Annotated in this window: 4 protein-coding genes; 3 read left to right on the top strand and 1 reads right to left on the bottom strand. The window is 70.1% G+C overall.

The window, feature by feature from the left end; genetic code table 11:
• Positions 1-177 precede the first annotated feature (177 nt).
• Positions 178-1,554 (bottom strand): deoxyguanosinetriphosphate triphosphohydrolase, encoded by a 1,377-nt coding sequence (locus JJJ15_RS12770; protein WP_200511003.1) that lies wholly within the window; start codon positions 1,552-1,554, stop codon positions 178-180.
• A 145-nt stretch (positions 1,555-1,699) separates the two neighbouring features.
• On the opposite strand from JJJ15_RS12770, the gene JJJ15_RS12765 reads away from it, so the two are divergent.
• The 3 genes from JJJ15_RS12765 to JJJ15_RS12755 all read left to right on the top strand — a co-directional run bounded on the left by JJJ15_RS12765 (position 1,700) and on the right by JJJ15_RS12755 (position 6,084).
• Entirely contained in the window at positions 1,700-2,935 is a 1,236-nt protein-coding gene (locus JJJ15_RS12765; RefSeq protein WP_200511002.1) for a glycosidase, read from the top strand.
• Between the two features lie 192 nt (positions 2,936-3,127).
• Positions 3,128-4,417, top strand: coding sequence for an extracellular solute-binding protein (locus JJJ15_RS12760; protein WP_200511001.1), 1,290 nt, complete (start codon positions 3,128-3,130; stop codon positions 4,415-4,417).
• 89 nt (positions 4,418-4,506) lie between these two features.
• Positions 4,507-6,084, top strand: coding sequence for an ABC transporter permease subunit (locus tag JJJ15_RS12755; RefSeq protein WP_200511000.1), 1,578 nt, complete (start codon positions 4,507-4,509; stop codon positions 6,082-6,084).
• Positions 6,085-6,095 lie beyond the last annotated feature (11 nt).

Raw genomic sequence — 6,095 nt, 5'->3', positions numbered from 1 at the left:
GGGGCGGGCGGTGCGGGACAGCGGGCCCCAGGCGGGGCGAAGGCGGGGCGCAGGGGTCACGGGCCCCGGGCGGGGGACGCGGCCCTGCTGGAGGAGGCGCGGATCGAGTACGCCGCCGGCGGCCCCCAGGCGGGCGCGGACTGCACGGCGCTCAGCCTCCTTAATTAAGAGGGACACCTAGATGGCGGAGAACATGCCGCACAGGCGGGCGTGCCAGCTGCGGGCCGAGGTGTCGGTCAGTGAGGCGAGCTGGTCCACCACCACGCGCAGGCGGCCGTCCTCGTCCCGGGCCCGGTGCCAGCCCTCGGCGAAGAGCGGGTCCAGGTGGGACCCGCCGGAGCCCATGAGGACGTCGGCCAGGTCGAACAGCGTGGTGCGCTGGCGCAGGTAGACCGGCTCGTGCTCACGGGGGGCCATGACGTAGCGCACGGCGGCCCCCTTGAGGACCAGGATTTCGGCGGCGGTGTCCGCGGGGATGACGAGGTCGGCGGCGTAGCGGGTCAGGTCCCCGTCCCCGAAGGCCTGGCGGGTGGCGGCGGCCACGGCGGAGACGAACCGGCCGATGAGCTGGCTGGTGAGGTTCTTTAAGGCGGCGGCGTCGACCAGTCCCCCGTCGTAGGAGCGGATCCAGGCCGGGTCGGCGGCCAGGCGCTCCCAGGCCGCCCCCAGGGCGTCGCGGCCCACCGCCTCCCCGTACCAGCCCCGGGTGGCCTCCACCACGGACTCGACCTCCCGGGGGCCCAGGGCAGAGGGGTCCATGAGACCCAGGGCGATGGCGTCCTCCACGTCGTGCACCGAGTAGGCCACGTCGTCGGACAGGTCCATGACCTGGGCCTCCAGGCAGCGGCGCTGCCCGGGGGCGCCGGTACGCACCCACGTGAAGGCGGCCTGGTCCTCGGCGTAGACGGAGTACTTGCGCGCGCTCCTGCCCCGGGCTCCCCCGGGTCCCCGGCCCCGGGCCCAGGGGTACTTGGCCACGGCGTCCAGGACGGCCCGGGTGAGGTTCAGGCCCACCGAGCCCCCGGCGGCGTCCAGGGTCTTGGGCTCCAGGCGGGTGAGGATCCGGAAGGTCTGGGCGTTGCCCTCGAACCCGCCGATACCGGCTGCCACGGTGTCCAGGGCCCGCTCGCCGTTGTGCCCGAACGGCGGGTGGCCCAGGTCGTGGGACAGGCAGGCGGCGTCGACCACGTCCGGGTCGCAGCCCAGGGCCTGGGCCACGGCGCGACCCACCTGGGCCACCTCCAGGGAGTGGGTCAGGCGGGTGCGCGCAAAGTCGTCGCTGCCCGGGCCCAGGACCTGGGTCTTGGCGCCCAGGCGGCGCAGCGCCGAGGAGTGCAGGACCCGGGCGCGGTCACGCTCAAAGGGCGTGCGCGCGGAGTGGCTGTGGTCCTCGGGCACCCGGCGCTCGGTGTCGTGGCGGGTGTACCCGCCGCACCCGGGCGGGCTGGCGGCAGGTAGAACGGCGGCAGGTAGGACGCAGGCGGACGGGACGGCGTCGGGCGGGTCGGCGGGCGGGGGGTCCGTGTGCGGTCCCACGGGTGAAGTCTTCTGCATGTCCACACGGTAGTGCCGGTCGCGCTACCATAACCTCAACCACCCGACGTGAGGCCGTGGCCTCGTGGTCTGGCACTAGCGTCATACTGCGGCCCGCCTCCCCGGGGTCACCGTCCGGGTTCCCCACCCGGAGGAAGGGAGTACTGTGACCACGACGACGACCACCCTCGTCCACCGCCCGTACAACGGGCCGTCGCAGTGGTGGCGGGAGGGGCTCGTGTACGAGGTCATATCCCCCGAGGTCACCGCCGACGACCTGCGCGGCGCCCTGGACGACCTCGCCCACGTCAGCTCCCTGGGCTTCCAGACGCTCCTGGTGCGTCCCGCCTGGGTGGATCCGGACGCGGAGAAGGACGTCGAGGCGTTACGGGCCTTTATCGCCAGGGCCCACGAACGCGGCCTGAGGGTCATTACCCGCGTCTCGGGGGCGCTGGGGCCGGTCACCGGCCGCTCCGCCCGTGAGCCCAACCCCGTGGTCATGGGGCGCGAGTCCCTGGGCCCGGGGCTGCTGCGGCGCGCCGAGGCCTTCCTGGAGGCGGGCTCCGACGGCGTGGACCTGGGCACGATCGTCCCCCCGCAGGTGACCGGCCGGACCGACCTGGAGCGTATCTCGGGCTACGTCTCGGCCATCCAGGCCCTCCTGGTGGAGTACGCCCCCGAGGGGATCCTGGGCGCGGACGTCTCGGCGGGCTACCCCCAGAACCTGCGCCACCACCTCCAGGACGACTGGTTCCACCACCTGCGCGACGACTCCTTCATGCTGGTGCGGTGGGACGCGGGCTCCATCACCCGGCACATCTCTCGGTCCCTGCGTGAGCACGACCGGTTCGGCGCCCCGCCCATGTGGCGCGTCCTGCCCAGCTACGCCCTGGGCCCCGAGACCGACCCCGGTGACGGGCGCCGGTGGTTCGCCGTGGAGGCCCACGCCCGCGTCCGCCGGGCCCTGGCCCTCCAGACCCTCATGCTGTCCCTGCCCGGTGTGGTCTACGTCCGCCAGGGCGACGAGGTCTGCCTGGGCGAGGAGGTACGCGACCTGCGCCCCACCGACCTGGTCCGGGTCATCTCCCAGGCCCTGGTCGGCCAGACCTACCAGTTCTGCTCCCCGTTGGAGACCATCCGCTACGCCGCGAGCCTGCGCCGCGAGCGGGGCCTGGCCAACGCCTCCCTGGCCTTTGTCACCGGGGTGGGGTGGTGCCCCCCGGGCGTGCTGACCTTCCTGGTCCGTGACGTCCTGGTGCTGGTCAACACCACCCAGGAGGCGGTCGTGCTGCCCGCGGGGGCCAAGGTGCTGCTCTCCTCCCACATGCTGGACCGGTCCGACGGCATCCTCAGGGTGCCTCCCACCACGACGGTCTGGCTGCGCTCCAGCACGGTGCGCTAGGCCCCGGCACGCCACCTGGCCCCGGGAGGGCGGCCCCGGGGGCCACGCGCAGGAGGCGTGCCGGGACCGGCCGAGGGGTCCGTGCAAGGAGTTGTTCCAAAGTTCTTGCAATCCTTGCACGAAGGAGTTATATTCCTCTCACCGGGCGCACCGTCCCCCCACCCACTACCTCCGATTCGAAGGAGAATCACGGTGATCCTCAACCGCCGGTCGTTCCTGTCCGTGACCGCCATCGCCGCCACCCTCACCGCAGCGGCCTGCTCAAGCGACGACTCCACCACCTCCGGATCCTCCTCCGGCCCCACCGACGCCCCCAGCGCCCAGGCCTCCGGTGAGCCCGTGGTCCACGACGCCGCTGCCGACCTCGTCATCTGGGCCGACCAGAAGAAGGCCGACTCACTGACCGAATTCGCCAAGAAGTGGGGCGAGCAGCAGGGCATCACGGTGACGGTCCAGACGGTCGCCAATGACCTCCAGTCCAACTTCATCACCGCGAACCAGGCGGGCAACGGGCCCGACGTGGTCCTCGGCGCCCACGACTGGATCGGCAACCTCGTCCAGAACGGCTCCATCCTGCCCATCGCGCTCTCCGCGGAGGCCCGGGCCAACTACACCGACATCGCGCTCCGGGCCGTCGCCTACGAGGGCCAGACCTACGCGGCCCCCTACGCCGTGGAGACCCTGGCCCTGTTCGTCAACAAGGCCCTGACCTCCGTGACCGCCCCCGCGACCATTGAGGAGCTGGTGACCGCCGGCCAGGCCGCGGGCACCGAGGTCGTCCTGTCCCTGCCCGTCGGCGAGAAGGGCGACGCCTACAACATGGAGCCCATCTACACCGCCGGCGGCGGCTACCTGTTCGGCAAGGACGCCAACGGCGGCTACCTCGCCGGCGACCTCGGCGTGGGCGGCGAGGGCTCGATCGCGGCCGCCAAGAAGATCGGCGCCCTCGGCGCCGAGGGCGTGCTCAGGAACTCGGTCACCACCGACAACGCCATCTCCCTGTTCACCGAGGGCAAGGCCCCCTACCTGATCTCCGGCCCCTGGGCGCTCGGCGACATCAAGAAGGCCGGGATCAACTACACCATCGCCAAGATCCCGGGCTTCGGGGACATCGAGGGCTCCACGGCCACGCCCTTCGCCGGGGTCAACTGCTTCTACGTCGCCTCGAAGGGCAAGAACAGGGCCTTCGCCGAGACCCTCGTGGCCGACGTCGCCAAGGACTCCTCCTTCGCCGAGGCCATGTTCCCCCTCAACGAGCTCCCGCCGGTCCAGAAGGACCTGGCCGACAAGCTCAAGTCCTCCAACCCCGACATGGCGACCATCGCCGACTTCGCCGCCGCCGCCGACCCCATGCCCGCCATCCCCGCCATGAGCGCGGTGTGGCAGCCGCTGGGCCTGGCCCAGGCCAATATCGTCAAGGGGGCCGACCCGGAGCAGACCATGAGGAGCGCCGGCGAGGAGATCAAGCGCAACATCGGCTGAACCCCCGTCACCGGAGCCCGGAATACTCCGCCCCACCCCCGCTCCTCCCCCACCTCAAGCACCACCCGTGCTGGAAAGGCTCATCGACAATGACGACATCCTCCCCCGTCGCGCCCCGGGAGAAGTCGACCAGCGTGCCCGCCATCCTCGGCCGCGTCGCGGTCCTCGCCCTCACCCTGGCCGCCACCATCTACCTCGTACCGCTGCTCATCAAGTTCCAGATGTGGGCGTGGCTCGTGATCGTGCTGCTGGCGGCCGCGGCGATCTTCGCCCTGTACTCCACCAAGCGCTTCATCCCCGGCAAGTACCTGTTCCCCGGATCCTTCTTCCTCGCGGTCTTCCTCATCGTCCCCATCGTCATGACGGTGCAGACCTCCTTCACCAACTTCGGCGACGGCTTCCGCAACACCAAGGAGGAGGCCATCACGACCATCACCAACAACTCGGTCGTCCAGGCACCGGATTCGCCCATCTACAACCTCACGGTCGCCACCACGGGCTCCGCCACGGGCGGTCCCTTCGCCCTGTTCCTCGTCGACCCCGGGACCAACGAGGTCCTGCGCGGCTCGGACGGCGAAACCGTCCAGAAGGTCGACCCCTCCACGGTCACCGTCGAGAACGGCTTCGTCACCAGGGCCGACGGCTACACCATCCTGTCCCACACGGACGTCAACAGCGCCTACGACGCGATCACCAGCCTCACGGTGCCGGTCTCGGAGACCACCACCGTCAAGGTCCAGGGGGTGAAGTCCGCCTTCGAGGGCACCAAGACCATGGTCTACGACGAGGCGGCGGACTCCATCACCAACACCGAGACCGGAGACGTCTACACGGTGCAGAAGGTCGGCATCTCCGAGTACTTCGTCAACGCGAACGGGAACAGGCTGCCCCAGTCCTGGCAGCAGAACGTCGGACTGGCGAACTACTCGCGCCTGCTGTCCGACGGCAAGATCGCCGGCCAGTTCTTCCAGGCCTTCCTGTGGACGCTGACCTTCGCCTTCGGCTCGGTCCTGCTGACCTTCATCCTCGGCTTCTTCCTGGCGCTGGTCCTCAATGACGACCGGATCAAGGGCAGGAAGCTCTACCGGTCCTTCCTCCTGCTGCCCTACGCCGTCCCCGGATTCATCTCCCTGCTCATCTGGTCGAACTTCTACAACAAGGACTTCGGCCTGATCAACCAGATGCTGCACGTGGGCATCCCCTGGCTCAGCGACCCGACCATGGCCAAGGTCGCCATTCTGCTGACCAACACCTGGATGGGCTTCCCCTACATGTTCATCGTGTGCACCGGGACCCTCCAGTCGATCTCCTCCGACGTCAAGGAGGCCGCCAAGGTCGACGGCGCCACCGGCTTCCAGGCCACGACGAAGATCATCACCCCGCTGCTGCTGGTCGCGGTCGCCCCGCTGCTGGTGAGCTCCTTCGCCTTCAACTTCAACAACTTCAACGCCATCCAGCTGCTCACCCAGGGCGGACCCTTCGCCGAGGGGGAGTACACCCGCGGCGGCACGGACATCCTCATCTCGATGATCTACCGCATCGCCTTCGGCGGCTCGGGCGCGGACTACGGCTTCGCCTCCGCGGTCTCCGTGATCCTGTTCATCATCACCGGCGTTCTCGCCGCCATCCAGTTCCGCGCCACCAGGGCGCTCGAAGACATCAACTGAGCGCGGGAAGG

Source organism: Actinomyces sp. HMT897 (assembly GCF_016626125.1).
In the GTDB taxonomy this organism is placed as follows: domain Bacteria; phylum Actinomycetota; class Actinomycetes; order Actinomycetales; family Actinomycetaceae; genus Actinomyces.
The sequence above is the reverse complement of the archived record's forward strand: the minus strand, read 5'-3'. Positions and strand labels throughout refer to the sequence as shown.